Source organism: Mycobacteriales bacterium (genome assembly GCA_036497565.1).
Classification (GTDB): domain Bacteria; phylum Actinomycetota; class Actinomycetes; order Mycobacteriales; family QHCD01; genus DASXJE01.
Genome location: DASXJE010000145.1, coordinates 1 through 15,845, shown reverse-complemented (window position 1 = coordinate 15,845; position 15,845 = coordinate 1). Strand labels below are relative to the sequence as shown.

Genomic DNA, 15,845 nt, shown 5'->3' with positions numbered 1-15,845 from the left:
TGTGGACTGCTGAATTCAGGGTCGTGGTCCGGGCAATCCCCGATGTGTGACCGACCCCTTCGCGGCGAGCATCCCTACTGAAGGGAGGCCGCCATGATCGAGGTTCAGGACCTCACGAAGCGGTTCGGTACGACGGTCGCCGTGGAGGGGTTGTCCTTCCAGGTGCGGCCCGGGATGGTGACCGGTTTCCTCGGACCCAACGGGTCCGGGAAGTCCACCACCATGCGGATGATTCTCGGGCTGGACCGCCCGACGGCAGGGACGGCCGTCGTCAACGGTCGGCCGTACCAGCAGCACCGGCGACCGCTGTACGAGGTCGGTGCGCTGCTCGATGCGGCCGCGATCCACGGCGGGCGCACCGCCTACCACCACCTGCTGGTCCTCGCGCAGAGCAACGGCATCCCATCGTTCCGGGCGCGCGCGGTGCTCGACCGGGTCGGCCTGACCGAGGTCGCCGGCAAGCGGGCCGGCACCTTCTCGCTGGGAATGCGCCAGCGGCTGGGTGTCGCCGCGGCGCTGCTCGGTGATCCGCGCGTGCTGATGTTCGACGAGCCGGTCAACGGGCTCGACCCCGAGGGCATCCTCTGGATCCGCACGATGTTGAAGTCGCTCGCGGCCGAAGGTCGCACCGTCTTCGTGTCCAGCCACCTCATGAGCGAGATGGCGTTGACCGCCGACCACCTGGTCGTGATCGGTCGCGGTCGGTTGATCGCGGACACGAGCGTGGCGGAGTTCGTCCGCCGCAGCGCCGACAACCACGTCCGGGTGCGGACGCCCGATCGCGAGCGCTTGCTCGACGGCCTGCATCAGGCCGGGGCGGTCGTCCGCGACGACGAGGACTGCGCGCTCGCCGTCACCGGTGTGGGCTGTGCCGACGTCGGGGACATCGCCGCGCTGCACAACGTCACGCTGCACGAACTCAGCCTCCAGCAGGTGTCGCTGGAGGCGGCATTCATGGAACTCACCCGGGACAGCGTGGATTTCCGTTCGGACGTCGGTTCCGACCAGCAGGCTCCCGGTCCGTCCACAGTGGAGGTCGGCCAGTCATGAGCGTCATCACCACCGCCGCCGAGCCGACGGCATCAAGGGGGGAGCGCAGTCCGTTCGGAGACGTCCTGCGCTCGGAATGGACCAAGCTCCGCACCGTCCGGTCGACGTACTGGACGCTCATCGCCGCCACGGTGTCGAGCATCGCCGTCGGAGTGCTGGCCTGCGCGGCGTACGTCCACCACTTCCACCAGGCGTCGCCGGCGGCCCAGCGTCTGACGATCGCCCACGGCGACTTCGATTCGGCCGGCCAGAGCCTGATCGGGCTCTCGCTGGGACAACTCGCCATCGGAGTGCTCGGGGTGCTCGTGGTCAGCGCCGAATACCGCACCGGAATGATGCGGACAGCGCTGACGGCGGTCCCGCGGCGGATGACGGTCCTACTCGCCAAGGTGGCCTGCTTCGGCGGGGTCGCTCTCGTCACCGGGCAGATCCTCAGCTTCGGCGCGTATTTCCTCGGACAGGCGGTGCTCTCGAACGCCTCGCTGGGAAGCGGGATCGGTGATCCGGGCATGGCCAGAGCGGTGGTCGGCACCGGCGTCTTCATCGCCCTGGTCGGACTCTGCGGACTCGGGTTGGGCGCGATGATCCGGCACACCGCCGGTGCGGTGTCCGCACTTGTCGGCTTCCTGCTGGTGCTGACCCCGATCGTGCAGGCGTTGCCCGGCAGCTGGGGTCCAGCGGTCGGCAAGTTCCTGCCGTACGAGATCGGTGAGCAGGCCGTGTCGGGCCAGCGCCTCTCCGAGCACCTCAGTCCCGGAGTCGGGCTCGCGGTGATGGCCGGCTACGCCGTCGTGTTCCTCGCCGTCGGTGCCGCGCTACTCGTGCGACGGGACGCCTGAGCCATGCGGTCAGTCGTCCTCGAGACCTTCGATCGACAGGGGGTCGTCGTCGGACCGTGCGGCGAACCCCTCCGGGTCGTCGAGGTCGTCCGCCGACGGCAGCAGGTCGGGGTGCGACCAGATCCCGTCCCGCCCGTCGACGCCGCGGTGGCGGGCCAGCGCCTGCCAGAGTGCGGCGGCCTCGCGCAGCCGGCGCGGCCGCAATTCGAGGCCGACGAGGGTGGCGAAGGTCTGCTCCGCCGGGCCACCGGCCGCCCGGCGACGACGCAGCGTCTCGCGCAGCGCGTCCGCTCCGGGCAGCCGCTCACCGGCGGCGTCGGCGACCACCGCGTCCACCCAGCCCTCGACGAGGGCGAGGAGGGTCTCCAGCCGCCGCAGCGCCTGCTGCTGCTCGGGGGACTCCTCCGGCTCGAAGAGGCCGCCGGACAGCGCCTGCTGCAGGCTCTCCGGGTCGGACGGGTCGACCGAGGACATTGCCTGCTCGATCGCGCCGGTGTCGACGACGATTCCGCGGGCGTAGGCGTCGACCGTGTCGAGCAGCCGTTGGCGCAGCCAGGGGACGTGGCCGAAGAGCCGGTGGTGGGCCGCCTCACGCAGGGCGAGGAACAGCCGCACCTCGTCGTCCGGCCGCTCCAGCCCGGCGCCGAACTGGGCGACGTTCTCGGGCAGGAGTACGGCGGTTCCGGCCGGGCCGAGCGGGAGTCCGATGTCGGTACTGGACAGCACCTCGGCGGCGAGGCTGCCGAGCGCCTGCCCGACCTGCGCGCCGAACATCATCCCGCCGATCGAGCTCATCATTCCCATGAGCGGGCCGGCCTGCGCCTGCGCCTCCTCGGGCAGTGCGGAGCCCATCGCGCTCACGACGCGGGAGGCGACCGGGTCGCACAGGGTCGACCAGACCGGCAGGGTGCGCTCGACCCAGTCGATCCGGGACCACGCCTCGGTCGCGGTGACGCCGGAGGGCAGCTCGGTGGCCGGATCGAGCCACATGTCGGCCAGCCGCACGGCCTCGATGACCGCGGCGCGTTCCTCCGGAGACACATCGCGGACAGTGCCGAGCAGCTGACTGATTGCGGTCTGGCGGGCCAGGTCCCAGTTGACCGGGCCGCCCTGCCAGGACATCAGCTTCTGCAGCTCGGCGAACAGGGGGATCTTGCCGGCGAGGTCCTCGGGCAGGCCGTAGGGCATGCCGCCGGTCGGGCCGCCGGTGGGGTCGTTGGTCGGATCGCCCGGCGTGCGGCGCTCCGGGTCGTTCCCGCCCGAATCGCCACCGGACAGGCCGAACCCGAACGGGTTGTCGGTCATCATCGGCTCCGGGTTAGTCGCATGCATCCCACGGTAGTCCTGACACAGACGGGCGACGCCGGGGTGGGCGACGGGCCGGTGCGCACCGACAGGTGCGGCAAACCTGCGTTTCAAATCGTTATCCACCGACGCATGGCGGATGAGGTGCATTTCACGGACGCCGGGCGAATCACGACGTACCGTGAAAGCGCGTACCGAAATCGACGCGATGAAGGCGTGTGATGTCCCCTCTGGTCTGGCTGGTGCCGATCCTGATGGTGACCGTGTTCGCCGGTGTTGTGGCCGGCTGGGCGGCCCGCCCCAAGCCGCCCGCGGACATGTTCGACAGCCTCAAGGCGCATCGCAAGTTCGTCGATGCGCTGGAGCGGACCCGGGGCTCCGCTGCCGACGAGGACCACCGCGACTAGACAGGCCCATCGCCGGGCTACCCTCGGCGCATGAGCCGGCGCACCGTCACGCTGATCGTCGGCGTACTGGTCCTGATCGCGCTGGCGGTGGGTGGTGCGCAACTGCCCGTGCAGTACGCCGCGGAGGCGCCCGGCCCGACGTTCAACACCCTCGGTTCGGCCAACGGCCAGCAGGTGATCGCCATCAGCGGGCGCACGCCCGCCAAGACCTCGGGCAACCTCAACATGACGACCGTGTCGGTCTATGACCACCTCGACCTGCTCAGTGCGCTGCGGGGATGGTTCGCCTCCGACCAGTCGGTGGTGCCGCGCGAGGTCCTCTTCCCACCGAACGAGACCTCGACGCAGATCCAGCAACAGAACACCCAGGAGTTCACCTCGTCGCAGGACTCCGCGATCGCGGCGGCACTGGGTAAACTCGGCTACCCGAACAAAATCGTCGTGGTGAAGTTGCAGAAGGGGTCGCCGGCCGCGAAACGGCTCGCGCCGGGGGACACCATCGACCGGATCAACGGCACGTCGGTGTCCAGTGTGGCCAACCTGACGGCCAACTTGAAGAAGTTCTCTCCGGGTACCCCGCTCACGGTCACGTCGACCCGCAACGGCCACGCGCGGACGGTCCGGATCGTCTCGACGAAGGCGCCGGACCGGTCCGGTGCGGCGCTCGGGGTCTTTGTCTCCTACCAGCGGGTCGCCCCGTTCAAGGTGTCGATCCGGCTGGCCGACGTCGGCGGTCCATCGGCCGGCCTCATGTTCACCCTGGGCATCCTGGACAAGGTGGGCAAGGACAATCTGACCGACGGCAAGTTCATCGCCGGCACCGGGACGATCGACCCCAACGGGAAGGTCGGCGCGATCGGCGGGATCCCGCTGAAGATGATCGCGGCGCGCCGGGCCGGCGCGACCGTCTTTCTGGTGCCGGCCGAGAACTGCGCGGAGGCCGCGGGGCACGACCCGGCCGGGCTGCGGTTGATCAAGGTGACCAGCCTCGACAGCGCGCTCTCCGCGCTGCACACATTGCATACGGGCGGGAGCCCGCCGCGCTGCTGACTCCGCTTTCGGAGCAGCCCGGGACGTTCTACTGCAGCGTCGCGGCCAACGCCTCGGCCAGGTGCGGGGCGAGGTCGGGATCGACCACCAGGTCGCCGCCGATCGTCCCGTCGACCTGGTCGGCCGGATCGGTGCTGCGGACCCGTGCGGCCGCCGCGTGGCTGCCATCGCGCAGCACCGCGACAGCGAGCCGGATCTCCTGCCGGGACGGGTGGTCGGCGGCGTAGGCGACCGGATCGCTGCCCTCCGGCATCTGCGCCTCGGCGTCCGGAGGCAACGCGAGGACCTCCTGGATCAGGGCGCAGCCACGGACGGCGGTCGGCCACTCGATCCGCCCCAGGGCCTCGTCGAGCGGGCCCTCGGGAAGCGGTTCCTGCTCGACCGGGGTCAGGGCGCCCACGGGTATCTCGGAGGGGGTGACGCCCAGGTTGTCGGCCAGCCCCGGCTCCCGCTCGAGCAGGTCGCTGGTCTCGACCAACGCGTAGAGCAGGGGTGGGCGGTCCCAGCCGGACTCGGCCACGTGCTGCTCGATCTCGAGGAGCGTGCGTTCGAGCAGCGTCGGCTCGCGGGCGTCGTCCACCCGGTCATCTTGGCAGGTCCCGAGCCGACGAGACAGGGCAACGGCAGGGCACACCGGGAACCTCTGGGGCGGCAGGTAAGTTTCCCAGGAGGCCGTTCAATGCCCTCCCGGGCGTGCGGTGCCGTTCAGCGCTGGCGATGTGGAGGAAGTTTCCGTGGCGATGAGGCCTCCGATGCCGACGCCCACGCTGTCGCGGCGCGCCCGGATCATTCTCGCCGTCGTTGTCGGCCTCATCGTCCTGGTCATCCTGATCGGCGTCTTCAGTTCGCTCTACGTCGACTGGCTGTGGTTCGGCTCCGTCCACCACCAGGAGATCTTCACCGGCGTGCTCGGCACCCGGGTGATGCTGTTCTTCCTCTTCGGTCTCGTGATGGCGCTGATCGTCGGTGTGAACCTCATCATCGGCTACCGCTCGCGCCCACCCTTCCGGCCGATGTCGGCCGAGCAGCAGAGCCTGGAGCGTTACCGCACCGTGATCGAGCCGCGGCGGGGGAAGATCCTCGCCGCGATCGCCGTCGTGCTCGTGCTCTTCACCGGGTTGGCGGCGCAGGGGCGATGGCAGACGTGGCTGCTGTGGCAGAACGGGACGTCGTTCGGGATCAAGGATCCGCAGTTCCACAAGGACCTGTCCTACTACGCGTTCACCTATCCGTTCCAGCGCTTCATCGTCGGCTTCCTCTTCATCGCGTTCCTGTTGTCGTTGATCGGCGCGGTGATCGTGCATTACCTCTTCGGCGGCCTGCGGATCCAATCGCCCGGAGAGAAGGCCACCCCGGCCGCCCGTGCCCACCTTTCGGTGCTGCTCGGCGGACTTGTCGCGCTGAAGGTCGTCTCGTACTACCTCGACCGTTACGGGTTGATGTTCTCCAACCGTGGCGGTATCACCGGGGCCTCCTACACCGACATCAACGCGGTGCTCCCGGCGAAGACCATCCTGCTGTCGGTGGCGCTGATCTGCGCCATCGCCTTCGTCGCCAACGTGTTCTTCCGCAACTTCGCGTTGCCCGCCATCGCGCTGGTGCTGCTGGTGCTCTCCAGCGTCCTGATCGGCGGTGCCTACCCGGCGATCGTGCAGCAGTTCCAGGTGAAGCCCAACGCGAACGAGAAGGAAAAGCCTTACATCGAGCGCAACATCCAGGCGACCCGGTCGGCGTACGGCATCGCCAACGTCAACTACAGCTCGTACAACGCGACGACCGACATCACTCCGGTCGAAGAGCAGAAGATCAAGGCCAACACCGGCACGATCCCCAATGCCCGGCTGCTCGACCCCAACATCCTCGCTCCGACGTTCGACCAGCGGCAGCGGATCCTCAACTACTACAGCTTCAACGACAAGCTCGACATCGACCGCTACACCATCGGCGGTAAGACCCAGGACTACGTCGTCGGCGCCCGCGAGCTCGACCCGACGAAGCTCACCGGCAACCAGACCAACTGGATCAACGAGCACCTCGTCTACACCCACGGCAATGGGTTCGTCGCCGCGCCGGCCAACCAGGCGCCCGGTGGGCTGCCCAACTTCACCACCGGGGACCTGCCGACCACCGGCAACATCAAGGTGACCCAGCCCGACATCTACTACGGCGAGCTCTTCGGCCAGGACTACGCGATCGTCGGCAAGAGCTCCAAGCAGGGCAACGTCGAGTTCGACCGACCGGGCCCGAACGGCACCGACATCAAGAACACCTACGCCGGCGGCGGGGGCGTCAAGCTCGGCGGTGTCGTCAACCGGCTCGCGTTCGCGATCAAGTACCGCGAACGCAACATGCTGCTGTCCAGCCGGATCTCCTCAGACTCCAGGATCCTGTTCAACCGCGATCCGCGGCAGATCGTGCAGAAGGTTGCGCCCTTCCTCAAGGTCGACGGCGACCCGTACCCGTCGGTCATCAACGGCCGGATCACCTGGATCGTCGACGGATACACGACCAGTGACGGCTACCCCTACGCCGAGCGCGAAACGCTCGGTGACGTGACCAAGGACTCCCTGACCGGGCGCGGGACCAGTGGGCAGCCCAACCAGGAGGTCAACTACATCCGCAACTCCGTGAAGGCGACCGTCGACGCCTACAGCGGCAAGGTGACGCTCTACGACTTCAACAATTCCGATCCGGTGCTCAAGACCTGGATGAAGGTCTTCCCGGACCTGATCAAGCCGACGTCGGCCATCAGCCCGGAACTGCGGTCGCACTTCCGCTACCCGGAGGACCTGTTCAAGGTCCAGCGCAAGCTGATCGCGAGCTATCACGTCAGCGACCCGGTGCAGTTCTTCAACTCACAGGGTTTCTGGGACGTCCCGTCCGACCCGACCCAACCGGGCCTGCAGTCGCAACCGCCGTACTACCTGCTCGCCCAGAACCCGGGTGAGACGGCGCCGAGATTCCAGCTCACCAGCGTGCTCAGCGCGCTGAAGAGACCGAACATGGCCGCCTACGTCTCGGTGTCGAGCGATCCGCAGGACTACGGCAAGATCCGGGTCCTGGAGTTACCCAACGACACCTCGGTGTCCGGCCCTGTGCAGGTCCAGTCGCAGCTGCGATCGACGAGCGTGATCTCGCGAGATATCTCGCTGTTCGACCAAGGCGGGTCGAACGTGCTCTACGGCAACCTGCTCACCCTGCCGGTCGCCAACGGACTCCTCTACGTCGAACCGCTCTACGTCGAGGGCCAGGGCACCAATTACCCGCAGCTGCGGGAAGTGATGGTGCTCTTCGGCTCAAACGTCGGCTATGCGAGCAACCTCCCGGACGCGTTACAGAACCTCTTCACCGGCCAGAACGTCAGCGCGACCGGGGGTTCCGGCACGCAGCCACCACCGACGACCACCGCGCCGACGACACCGCCCGCGTCTTCGCCGCCGCCGGCGACGGGCACGTCACCGCCCGGATCGACCTCACCCGGTGTCGCGGCGGCCGCCGCGGCGGTGAAGACGGCCTACGCACATCTGCAGGCGGCCTTCAACAGCAACGACCTGAAGGCCTACAGCAAGGCCCAGGCCGAGTTGAGCCAGGCCATCACCAACCTGCAACGGGCCAGCAAGACCGCGCCGACGCCGACGCCCACGCGCTGAGCCCGGCGGCGTGCCTCAACCACGCACAGTCTGTTCGACGTGCCGGAAGGCCGGTGGTTCGAGGCAATGCACGAGGGCGTGGAACAACGCCGAGGCCGCATGGCCCTCCCAGCCGAGTGGCAGCAGCTCGCTCGGGAGTCCTGGGTCGAGGAACGGGAGCCCGCGCCACTGGTCGAGTGCGGCCAGATAGTCGGTGAACGCCGCGCCCTCGTCCGGGTCGGATTCCTTCGCCGCGGCGAGTACCGGCTCCCACCGCGCGAGAAAGGTCGAGTAGAGCCGACGGAGCTCGGCGAGGTCCCAGCACCGCTCCACCAACTGCTGCGCGTCGCCGAAGCCGGTGTAGGCCGCCTCGTAGAGGTCGACGTAGCGTTCGAGGCCGAGGTCGACGAGCATGCCGCGGGCCGCGGGCATCAGCCGCCGCGGGCCGATCCAGACGCCCGGCGCATCGGAGCCGAAACCCAGCCAGGTCAGCCGCGAGCGCAGCAGGTGGCGGCTCGACCGTTCCGACTCCGGGACCGAGAAGACCACCAGCGCCCACCCGTCGGCGAGGTCGGCGGGCCGCTGCGCCTCGTAGATCCGCTGGTCTCCGGCGGCCAGGGCTGTGCGGGCGACGTCGGAAAGCGCATAGCCCGCGGCGGTTCCGCGGCGGCTCGGCACCAGCCAGCCGCGCCGCTTGAGCCGGGAGGTCGCCGATCGGACGGCCTGCGGGTCGAGGCCGACCTCGCCCATCAGCTCGATCAGGTGCGCGACCGCGACCCAGCCGTCGAGGCGTCGTACGAAGGCGCCGTAGAAGGTCAGGATCACCGATCCCGGCCGGGCCGCGCGGCTGGTCATCCCGGCAGTACGGCGGTGCCGACGAGCTCGACGAGAGCCGCCGGATCGAACAGCCCGGCGACCGCGAAGAGCGCCACGGCCGGGTAGTGGGGTCCGAGGACCTTCCGGTAGGTGACTCCGAGGTCGTGCAGTTGTGACCGGTAGGCCGCGGCGTCGAGGCAGTAGATCTGCAGCTGGACGAGGTGCTCGGGCCGGGCACCGACCGAGTCGAGCGCAGTGCGGACGTTGACCAGGGCGCGGTCGAACTGCTCGAGCAGCGTCGTACCCGATATCGAACCGTCCGGCATCGACCCGACCTGGCCGCCGAGGAACACCAGCCGTCCCCGGGCCGCGACGACCGCGTGGGAGAAACCGACCGCCGGCGCGAGATCCGGCGAGTTGACCGTGCGATGCGGCTTCATCTGCCCTCCCATCGAGGGTCCCGACCGGCGGTGAACGCGGCATGGAACTCGGCGAAGTCCCGGCTCTGCATCAGCAGTGCCTGGGTCATCGCCTCGAGCTCCAGCGCGCCGGACAAGGGGAGATCGAGCTCGCGGGAGAGCAGCGATTTCGTCGCTGCGTAGGCGAACCCGGGCCCGCTCGCGAGGCGTCTCGCCAACCCGAGAGCGACGCCGTCGAGGGACTCGTCGTCCACGAGTTCGCTCACCAGGCCGTAGCGGTCGGCCTCCTCCGCGGAGATCGTGTCGCCGAGCAGCAGCAGCTTCGTCGCCGTTCCGAGGCCGACCAGGCGGGGGAGCAGGTAGGCGGCACCCATGTCGGCGCCCGCCAGTCCCACCTTGGTGAAGAGAAACGCGAAGCGGGCCGAGCGGGTCACGACGCGGAAGTCCGCCGCGAGCGCGAGGACGGAGCCTGCTCCGGCCGCGACTCCGTGGACGGCTGCCACGATGGGCACCGGACATTCGCGCATCGCCTTGACGACCTCGCCGGTCATTCGGGTGAAGTCGAGCAACTGGTCGGGACGGTCGCGCATCGCGAGCAGCGCACCGATGATCTCGTGGACGTCGCCGCCCGAGCAGAATGCGCGCCCCTCGCCGCGCAGCACCAGCGCCCGGGTATCCCCGCGGTGGGGCAGTTCGTGCAGCAGGTCGCGCAGGTCGGCGTAGATATCGAAGGTGAGCGCGTTGAGCTGCTCGGGACGTTCGAAGGTGAGGGTGGCGATGCCCCCGTCGCGTTCCAGCCGGAAGTGGCGCCAGTGCGCGGTGGATTCGGCCGATCCGCGGAATGGACTCATCGGGACTCTCCTGCTCGGTCCGGCCGGTCGGTGCGGTAGAGCCCCCGCCCGATGATCGTGCGCTGCACCTCGGATGCGCCCTCGTAGATCCGGGGGGCGCGCACCTCGCGGTAGAGATGCTCCAGCAGATGCCCGCGCTGGAGTGCCTTCGCGCCGTGGATCTGAATCGCCGCGTCGACGACGAACTGCGCGGTCTCGGTGGCGAACAGCTTGGCCATCGCCGCCCGGACGGTCAGATCGGCTGCGCCGTCGTCGTAGGCCGCGGCCGCGGCGTAGACCAGGAGTCGGGCGGCCTCGGTGCGTGTCGCCATCTCGGCGAGCTGGTGGGACACCGCCTGCAGTTCGCGCAGCGGATGTCCGAACGCCTGCCGGCGCCCGGCGTGATCGACCGCCGCATCCAGTGCCGCCTGCGTCATGCCGACCGCGAAGGCGCCTACGCTCGGCCGAAAGAGATCGAGGGTGCGCATGGCGACGGCGAAGCCGGCGTCGACCTCGCCGAGCACGTCGTCGGGTCCGACGGGCACACCGTCGAGGCGCAGCAAGCCGATCGGATGGGGGGAGAGCAGGTCGAGGGGCTCGCCGGACAGCCCCGGCCGATCGGCGGGGAGGGCGAACGCCGTGATCCCTCGGGCGCCGGACTGCCGCGTCGTCCGCGCGAAGATGGTGTAGACGTCGGCCTGTGGCGCGTTGGATATCCAGGTCTTCTCACCGCTGAGCCGCCAGCCCCCGCCGTCCTCATGCGCCTCGGTCGCGAGGGCGGCGACGTCGGAGCCGGCGCCGGGTTCGGTGAGTGCGAATCCCGCGATCGCCTCACCCGCCGCGATCTGCGGCACCCAGCGGCGTACGGCGTCCGGACGGCCGCCGAGCCGGATCGGGTGGCCGCCGAGGCCCTGCAGCGCCAGAGCGGTCTCTGCTTCCGTGCAGGAGTAGGCGAGCGACTCACGCAGCAGACAGAGCCGGGTCGCGCTGACCGGACCGTCGGGGAAGACCTGCGCCAGCAGGCCGTGGCTACCGAGGGCCTTGACGAGCGGGCGGTTGACCTGGCCCGGAACACCGGCAGCGGCGAGCGTCGCCAGCTCTCCCGCCGCGAGACGGCGTACGGAATCCGCCAGCACCCGCTGGTCGGGCGTGAGAGCGAACTGGTTCACGGTTGCTGCTCCCGGCGCCGCGCGGTCTTGCCGGACAGGTACTGGTCGGGCCAGTGGATCCCCGGGCCGTCGTAGCCGAGGTCGAGGGCCGCGTTCAACGTCCAGTAGGGGTCGATCAGGTGCGGTCGGGCGATCGCGCACAGGTCCGCGCGCCCGGCCATGATGATGGTGTTGACGTCGTCCACAGAGGACACGGCGCCGACGGTGATCGTGGGGATGCCGACCTCCTGGGCGATGCGGTCGGCGTAGGGCGTCTGGTAGAGCCGGCCGTAGGCCGGCGCCTGGTCGGGCAGCACCTGTCCGGTCGAGACGTCGACGATGTCGCAGCCGTGCCGTTGCAGCATTCCGGCGAACTCGACCGCGTCGTCACCGGTGAACCCGCCGTCGACCCAGTCGGTCGCCGAGATGCGCACCGAGATCGGCCGTTCCTGCGGCCAGACCGCACGGACGGCGTCGAAGACGTCGAGCGGAAACCTGGCGCGTGCGGCGAGCGGGCCGCCGTAGTCGTCGGTACGCCGATTGGCGATCGGCGAGAGGAAACTCGACATGAGGTAGCCGTGTGCGTAGTGCAGCTCGAGGATGTCGAACCCGCAGTCGGCTCCGCGCCGCGCGGCGGCGACGAACTGCTCGATCACCGCATCCATGTCCGCACGGGTCATCATCCTGGGTATCTGACTGAAGTCCTTGTAGCGCAAGGGGGACGGCGCGAGCAGCGGCCAGTTTCCAGCGTCGAGGGGGACATCCTCGCCCTCCCACAGCGACCTCGTCGATCCCTTGCGTCCGGCATGCCCGAGCTGCAGCCCGATCTTCGCCGCCGTCTGACCGTGCACGTAGTCGACGACCCGCCGGAAGGCGGCAGCCTGTTCGTCGTTCCAGAGCCCGCAGCAGTACGGCGTGATGCGGCCGTCCGGCGAGACGCAGGTCATCTCGGTGAACACCAGACCAGCCCCACCGACAGCTCGCGAGCCCCAATGCACCACATGCCAGTCATTGGGAATCCCGTCGCCGTCGCAGGAGTACTGCGCCATCGGCGAGACCACGATCCGGTTGGGCAGCTGCAGATCCCGCAACCGGTAGGGATAGAACATCGGCGGGGTGCCGTCTGCCACGGTGAGCCCGCCGGTACGCTCCGCACAGATGCGCCACCGGTCGAGGCCGGCGACGAAGACGGGGTCGCGGACCCGGAGATTGTCGTAGGTCACCCGCTGCGACCGGGTCAGCAGCTGGAAGCAGAATTGTTCCGGCTCGAGGTGGCGGTAGCGGCCGACACCCTCGAACCACTCCAGCGACGTCTGCGCCGCGCGCTGCATCGACGCGACCACCGGGCGACGCTCAGCCTCGTACTCCTTCAGCGCGGTGGCGAGATCGTCGTGCGCGGCCAGGGCTCCGGCCAGGGCGATCGCGTCTTCCATCGCGAGCTTGGTGCCCGATCCGATCGAGAAATGCGCGGTGTGGGCGGCGTCACCGAGCAGAACGGCGTTGCCGCTGTGCCAGGTCTCATTGCGGACGGTGGCGAACTCCAGCCACCGCGACTTGTTGCCGAGCAGCGGACGGCCGTCGAGATGATCGGCGAAGAGCCGCTGGCAGAAGGCGAGGCCCTCCTCGTCGGATGTGCCTGCGGGGAGCGGCGTCCGAGTGCCGGCGTCGAGGCCGGCGCGGTGCCAGGTCTCGGGTGTCGTCTCGACGATGAACGTCGAACGACTGTCGCTGTAGGGGTAGACGTGCGCCTGGAACAGTCCGTGCGGTGTATCGACGAAGAGGAAGGTGAAGACGTCGAAGACCTTCGGTGTGCCGTACCACACGTACTTGGACAGCCTCCGATCGATCGACGGCTGGAGGTGCTCGGCGAAGGCGCCACGGACGGTGCTGTTGACACCGTCGGCGCCGACCACGAGGTCGTAGTCGGCGCAGAGCTCACCGACCGAGGTGACGGGTGCGTTGTAGCGCAGCGTCGCTCCGGCGTCGGTTGCCCGGTCCGCGAGGATCCGCAGCAGCTCCGTGCGGGCCATGGCGGCGAACTGGTGCCCGTCCGAGCGGAGCCACCGGCCGTCGACGTACATGTCGATGGCGCTCCAGTGCCGCCAACGGGCGGCGATCTGGGCGAACGTGTCCGGGTCGGCGGCCTCGATGTTGTCGAGTGTTTCCTGGGAGAAGACGACGCCGAAGCCGAACGTGTCGTCGAGGGCGTTGCGTTCGAGGACCGTCACCGCGTGACCGGCTCCGGACCGCATCAGCAGGCTGGCGAGGAGTAACCCACCGGGCCCCGCGCCGACGCAGGCGATCCGCATTGCGGCGTCACACACCCACGTCGAGGAGGTGTTCGAAGTCGAGTGCGAGATCGTTGACGGCCTGGAAACACGCAGCCAACGCCTGTTTGACGTTCGCATCGGCGCACGGCGGCAGGTCGTCGCGCTCCGCGAGCGCCCGCAGGTCGTGGTAGGTCCGCAGCAACGCCACCTCGGCGGGGGTCAGGTCGTGTCCGATCAGATCAGTGGCCATGAGTCGGCTCCCCGTGGGCGTGGTCGTGGGCGTGCGCCGGGTCGGGCCGCGCGTCGACGAGCCGTTTCGCCTTGAGCTCGAAGCGCGGCAGGCTGTCGGGTTCGGCCAACTCGACGATGAAGTTCAGGCCCTCGTGCGCCTCCGCGAGTTCCTTGTGCAGCGACGCGGCGAGCGCGGGCCAGCGGGGATCTTCGGGCTGTTGGTCATGCAGCTCGGTACGCAGAAATATCTCGTCCCGGATGCCTTGCGGTGCGATCCGGATCTGGAACTCGGCTATCTCGGGCCGGCGTCGCACGATGGCTTCGACCGCGCGGCCGTAGACGTTGGTGCCGCGGACCTTCTTCATGTCGTCGACGCGGCCGAGGACGCCGCCCTCGTAGATGTCGAAGACACGGCCACAGGTGCACCGGCTCGCCGGGACCTTCACCACCAGGTCGGCGGTGCGGTAGCGGATCAACGGGATCATGCTGCGCCCGAACGACGTGACGACCCGTTCACCCATCTCGCCGTAGGCGACCGGCTCGTCGGTGATCGGATCGACGACCTCCTCGATGACGTGGTCCTCGATGATGTGGGCTCCTCCGGGGCGACCGGCGCACTCGAACATGAAGATGGTCGAGATCTCGGTCATGCCGGCGGTGTCATAGGCCTTGGCACCCCACTGGTGCTCGATCAGGGCCTTGGTCTCGGGTATCGAACCGGCCGGCTCGCCCGAGAGCACCAGCGTGCGGACCGCGGACCCGGGCAGGTCGATCCCGAGGTCGCGGGCGCATTCGGCGAGCCGCAGCGCGTAGGTCGGTGTGGACGCGACGACCGTCGCACCGAAGTCGACGATCTGCCGCACCCGCGTCTCGGTCGGCTGGGCGCCGCCAGGGATGACCAGCGCACCGAGCTTCTCCAGGCCGTAGTGCAGTCCCCAGAACCCGATGAACGAGCCGTAGCCGAACGCGACGTAGGCGATGTCGCGGGGACGGACTCCCATCGCCCACATGCCGTAGCACCACATCTCGGCCGCCCACGCCCAGTCCTTGCGGGAGTCGAGGGCACGCAGCGGCGCCTGCCCCGACGTACCCGAGGTCGTGTGGAGCCGCACCGCCGACTCCGGGCCGGCGACTGGCAGCAGGCCGTAGGGCGGCGCCTCCTGCTGGCCCGTCATCCAGTCGGCCCGAGTCAGGTAGGGGAGTCGGCGAAGGTCGTCAGGAGTGGTCAGGTCGGCCGGCGAGCAGCCCGCTTCAGCGAAGGAGCGTCGGTAGTGCGGGCTGCGCGCCGCGGCCCAGGCGGCGACCCCGCGCAACTTCCGCAGCTGCAGGGCCTCCAGCTCGGCGCGCGGCAGCGTCTCGATCTTCGGGTTCCAGTACGGCGACTCGCCCATAGCGCCCCCTCGTGCCCCACCCGGCTCCTTGACTATAACGCCGTGATGACGATCGTCAGTCATTCGCCAGGCGCGGCGGAGCGGAGGCTCGACTGGCCGGATTTGCCCTAACCTGGCCGGGCTCGCTAACCTAGTTCTCGTCGACGCGGGGTGGAGCAGCTCGGTAGCTCGCTGGGCTCATAACCCAGAGGTCGCAGGTTCAAATCCTGCCCCCGCTACCACAGAAAGTGCAGGTCAGAGGGCCCGGGCCATTCGGTCCGGGCCCTCTTCTGTGCCATTTGCTAACGGATTTGCTAACGGGCAGCATCCGGACCGCCCCCTCCCGGGGTCCCAGGTGGGGAAGTCGGTCCGAGGAGGATGGCCGCCACGGTGCCGGCCGCATCCCGGTCCAGCCCGGGCAGCAGGTGGGTGTACTGGCTGAGCGTGAACGCCACCGAGGCGTGCCCAAGCCGCTCGCCGA

14 protein-coding genes and 1 tRNA gene are annotated in these 15,845 nt (G+C 69.1%); 6 read left to right on the top strand and 9 right to left on the bottom strand.

Annotation, left to right across the window (positions count from 1 at the left end):
- Positions 1-93 precede the first annotated feature (93 nt).
- Both VGH85_12145 and VGH85_12140 read left to right on the top strand, forming a co-directional pair.
- Complete coding sequence (locus VGH85_12145; GenBank protein ID HEY2174548.1) at positions 94-1,050, top strand: ATP-binding cassette domain-containing protein; 957 nt, start codon at positions 94-96, stop codon at positions 1,048-1,050.
- Positions 1,047-1,889 carry a hypothetical protein gene (locus tag VGH85_12140; GenBank protein HEY2174547.1) on the top strand — a complete coding sequence of 281 codons (843 nt, stop codon included), beginning with the start codon at positions 1,047-1,049 and terminating at the stop codon, positions 1,887-1,889. Before VGH85_12145 ends, VGH85_12140 begins: the two co-directional genes overlap by 4 nt.
- A 9-nt stretch (positions 1,890-1,898) precedes the next feature.
- Here the strand turns inward: VGH85_12140 and VGH85_12135 are convergent, their stop codons facing one another.
- Entirely contained in the window at positions 1,899-3,221 is a 1,323-nt protein-coding gene (locus VGH85_12135) for a zinc-dependent metalloprotease (GenBank protein ID HEY2174546.1), read from the bottom strand.
- Between the two features lie 194 nt (positions 3,222-3,415).
- On the opposite strand from VGH85_12135, the gene VGH85_12130 reads away from it, so the two are divergent.
- On the top strand, positions 3,416-3,601 hold the full coding sequence (locus VGH85_12130; protein HEY2174545.1) for a hypothetical protein: 186 nt from the start codon (positions 3,416-3,418) through the stop codon (positions 3,599-3,601).
- Positions 3,602-3,631: 30 nt separating this feature from the next.
- The gene (locus tag VGH85_12125; GenBank protein ID HEY2174544.1) at positions 3,632-4,651 is read left to right on the top strand and encodes a PDZ domain-containing protein; all 1,020 of its coding nucleotides are present in this window, start codon (positions 3,632-3,634) and stop codon (positions 4,649-4,651) included.
- A 28-nt stretch (positions 4,652-4,679) separates the two neighbouring features.
- Here the strand turns inward: VGH85_12125 and VGH85_12120 are convergent, their stop codons facing one another.
- The gene (locus tag VGH85_12120) at positions 4,680-5,231 is read right to left on the bottom strand and encodes a PPA1309 family protein (GenBank protein HEY2174543.1); all 552 of its coding nucleotides are present in this window, start codon (positions 5,229-5,231) and stop codon (positions 4,680-4,682) included.
- A 172-nt stretch (positions 5,232-5,403) separates the two neighbouring features.
- Here VGH85_12120 and VGH85_12115 point away from each other — a divergent pair, with 172 nt between their 5' ends.
- Positions 5,404-8,301 (top strand): UPF0182 family protein, encoded by a 2,898-nt coding sequence (locus VGH85_12115; GenBank protein ID HEY2174542.1) that lies wholly within the window; start codon positions 5,404-5,406, stop codon positions 8,299-8,301.
- Positions 8,302-8,316: 15 nt separating this feature from the next.
- Here the strand turns inward: VGH85_12115 and VGH85_12110 are convergent, their stop codons facing one another.
- From VGH85_12110 to VGH85_12080, 7 genes are read right to left on the bottom strand one after another with little or no spacing between them, the layout of a single operon-like run.
- Positions 8,317-9,135 (bottom strand): PaaX family transcriptional regulator C-terminal domain-containing protein, encoded by an 819-nt coding sequence (locus tag VGH85_12110; protein HEY2174541.1) that lies wholly within the window; start codon positions 9,133-9,135, stop codon positions 8,317-8,319.
- On the bottom strand, positions 9,132-9,536 hold the full coding sequence (locus VGH85_12105; protein ID HEY2174540.1) for a RidA family protein: 405 nt from the start codon (positions 9,534-9,536) through the stop codon (positions 9,132-9,134). The genes VGH85_12110 and VGH85_12105 overlap by 4 nt, the downstream gene beginning before the upstream one ends.
- Positions 9,533-10,366 (bottom strand): enoyl-CoA hydratase family protein, encoded by an 834-nt coding sequence (locus VGH85_12100; GenBank protein ID HEY2174539.1) that lies wholly within the window; start codon positions 10,364-10,366, stop codon positions 9,533-9,535. Before VGH85_12100 ends, VGH85_12105 begins: the two co-directional genes overlap by 4 nt.
- The gene (locus VGH85_12095; protein ID HEY2174538.1) at positions 10,363-11,514 is read right to left on the bottom strand and encodes an acyl-CoA dehydrogenase; all 1,152 of its coding nucleotides are present in this window, start codon (positions 11,512-11,514) and stop codon (positions 10,363-10,365) included. The genes VGH85_12100 and VGH85_12095 overlap by 4 nt, the downstream gene beginning before the upstream one ends.
- Positions 11,511-13,817: a bifunctional salicylyl-CoA 5-hydroxylase/oxidoreductase gene (locus tag VGH85_12090; GenBank protein HEY2174537.1), complete on the bottom strand. Its 2,307-nt coding sequence runs from the start codon at positions 13,815-13,817 to the stop codon at positions 11,511-11,513. The genes VGH85_12095 and VGH85_12090 overlap by 4 nt, the downstream gene beginning before the upstream one ends.
- A complete protein-coding gene (locus tag VGH85_12085; protein ID HEY2174536.1) occupies positions 13,810-14,013 on the bottom strand; it encodes a hypothetical protein in 204 nt (67 codons plus the stop codon). Before VGH85_12085 ends, VGH85_12090 begins: the two co-directional genes overlap by 8 nt.
- Positions 14,003-15,385 (bottom strand): AMP-binding protein, encoded by a 1,383-nt coding sequence (locus VGH85_12080; GenBank protein ID HEY2174535.1) that lies wholly within the window; start codon positions 15,383-15,385, stop codon positions 14,003-14,005. The genes VGH85_12085 and VGH85_12080 overlap by 11 nt, the downstream gene beginning before the upstream one ends.
- Before the next feature lie 144 nt (positions 15,386-15,529).
- Between VGH85_12080 and VGH85_12075 the strand changes: the two genes are divergently transcribed.
- Positions 15,530-15,606 (top strand) — tRNA-Met (locus VGH85_12075).
- Positions 15,607-15,845 lie beyond the last annotated feature (239 nt).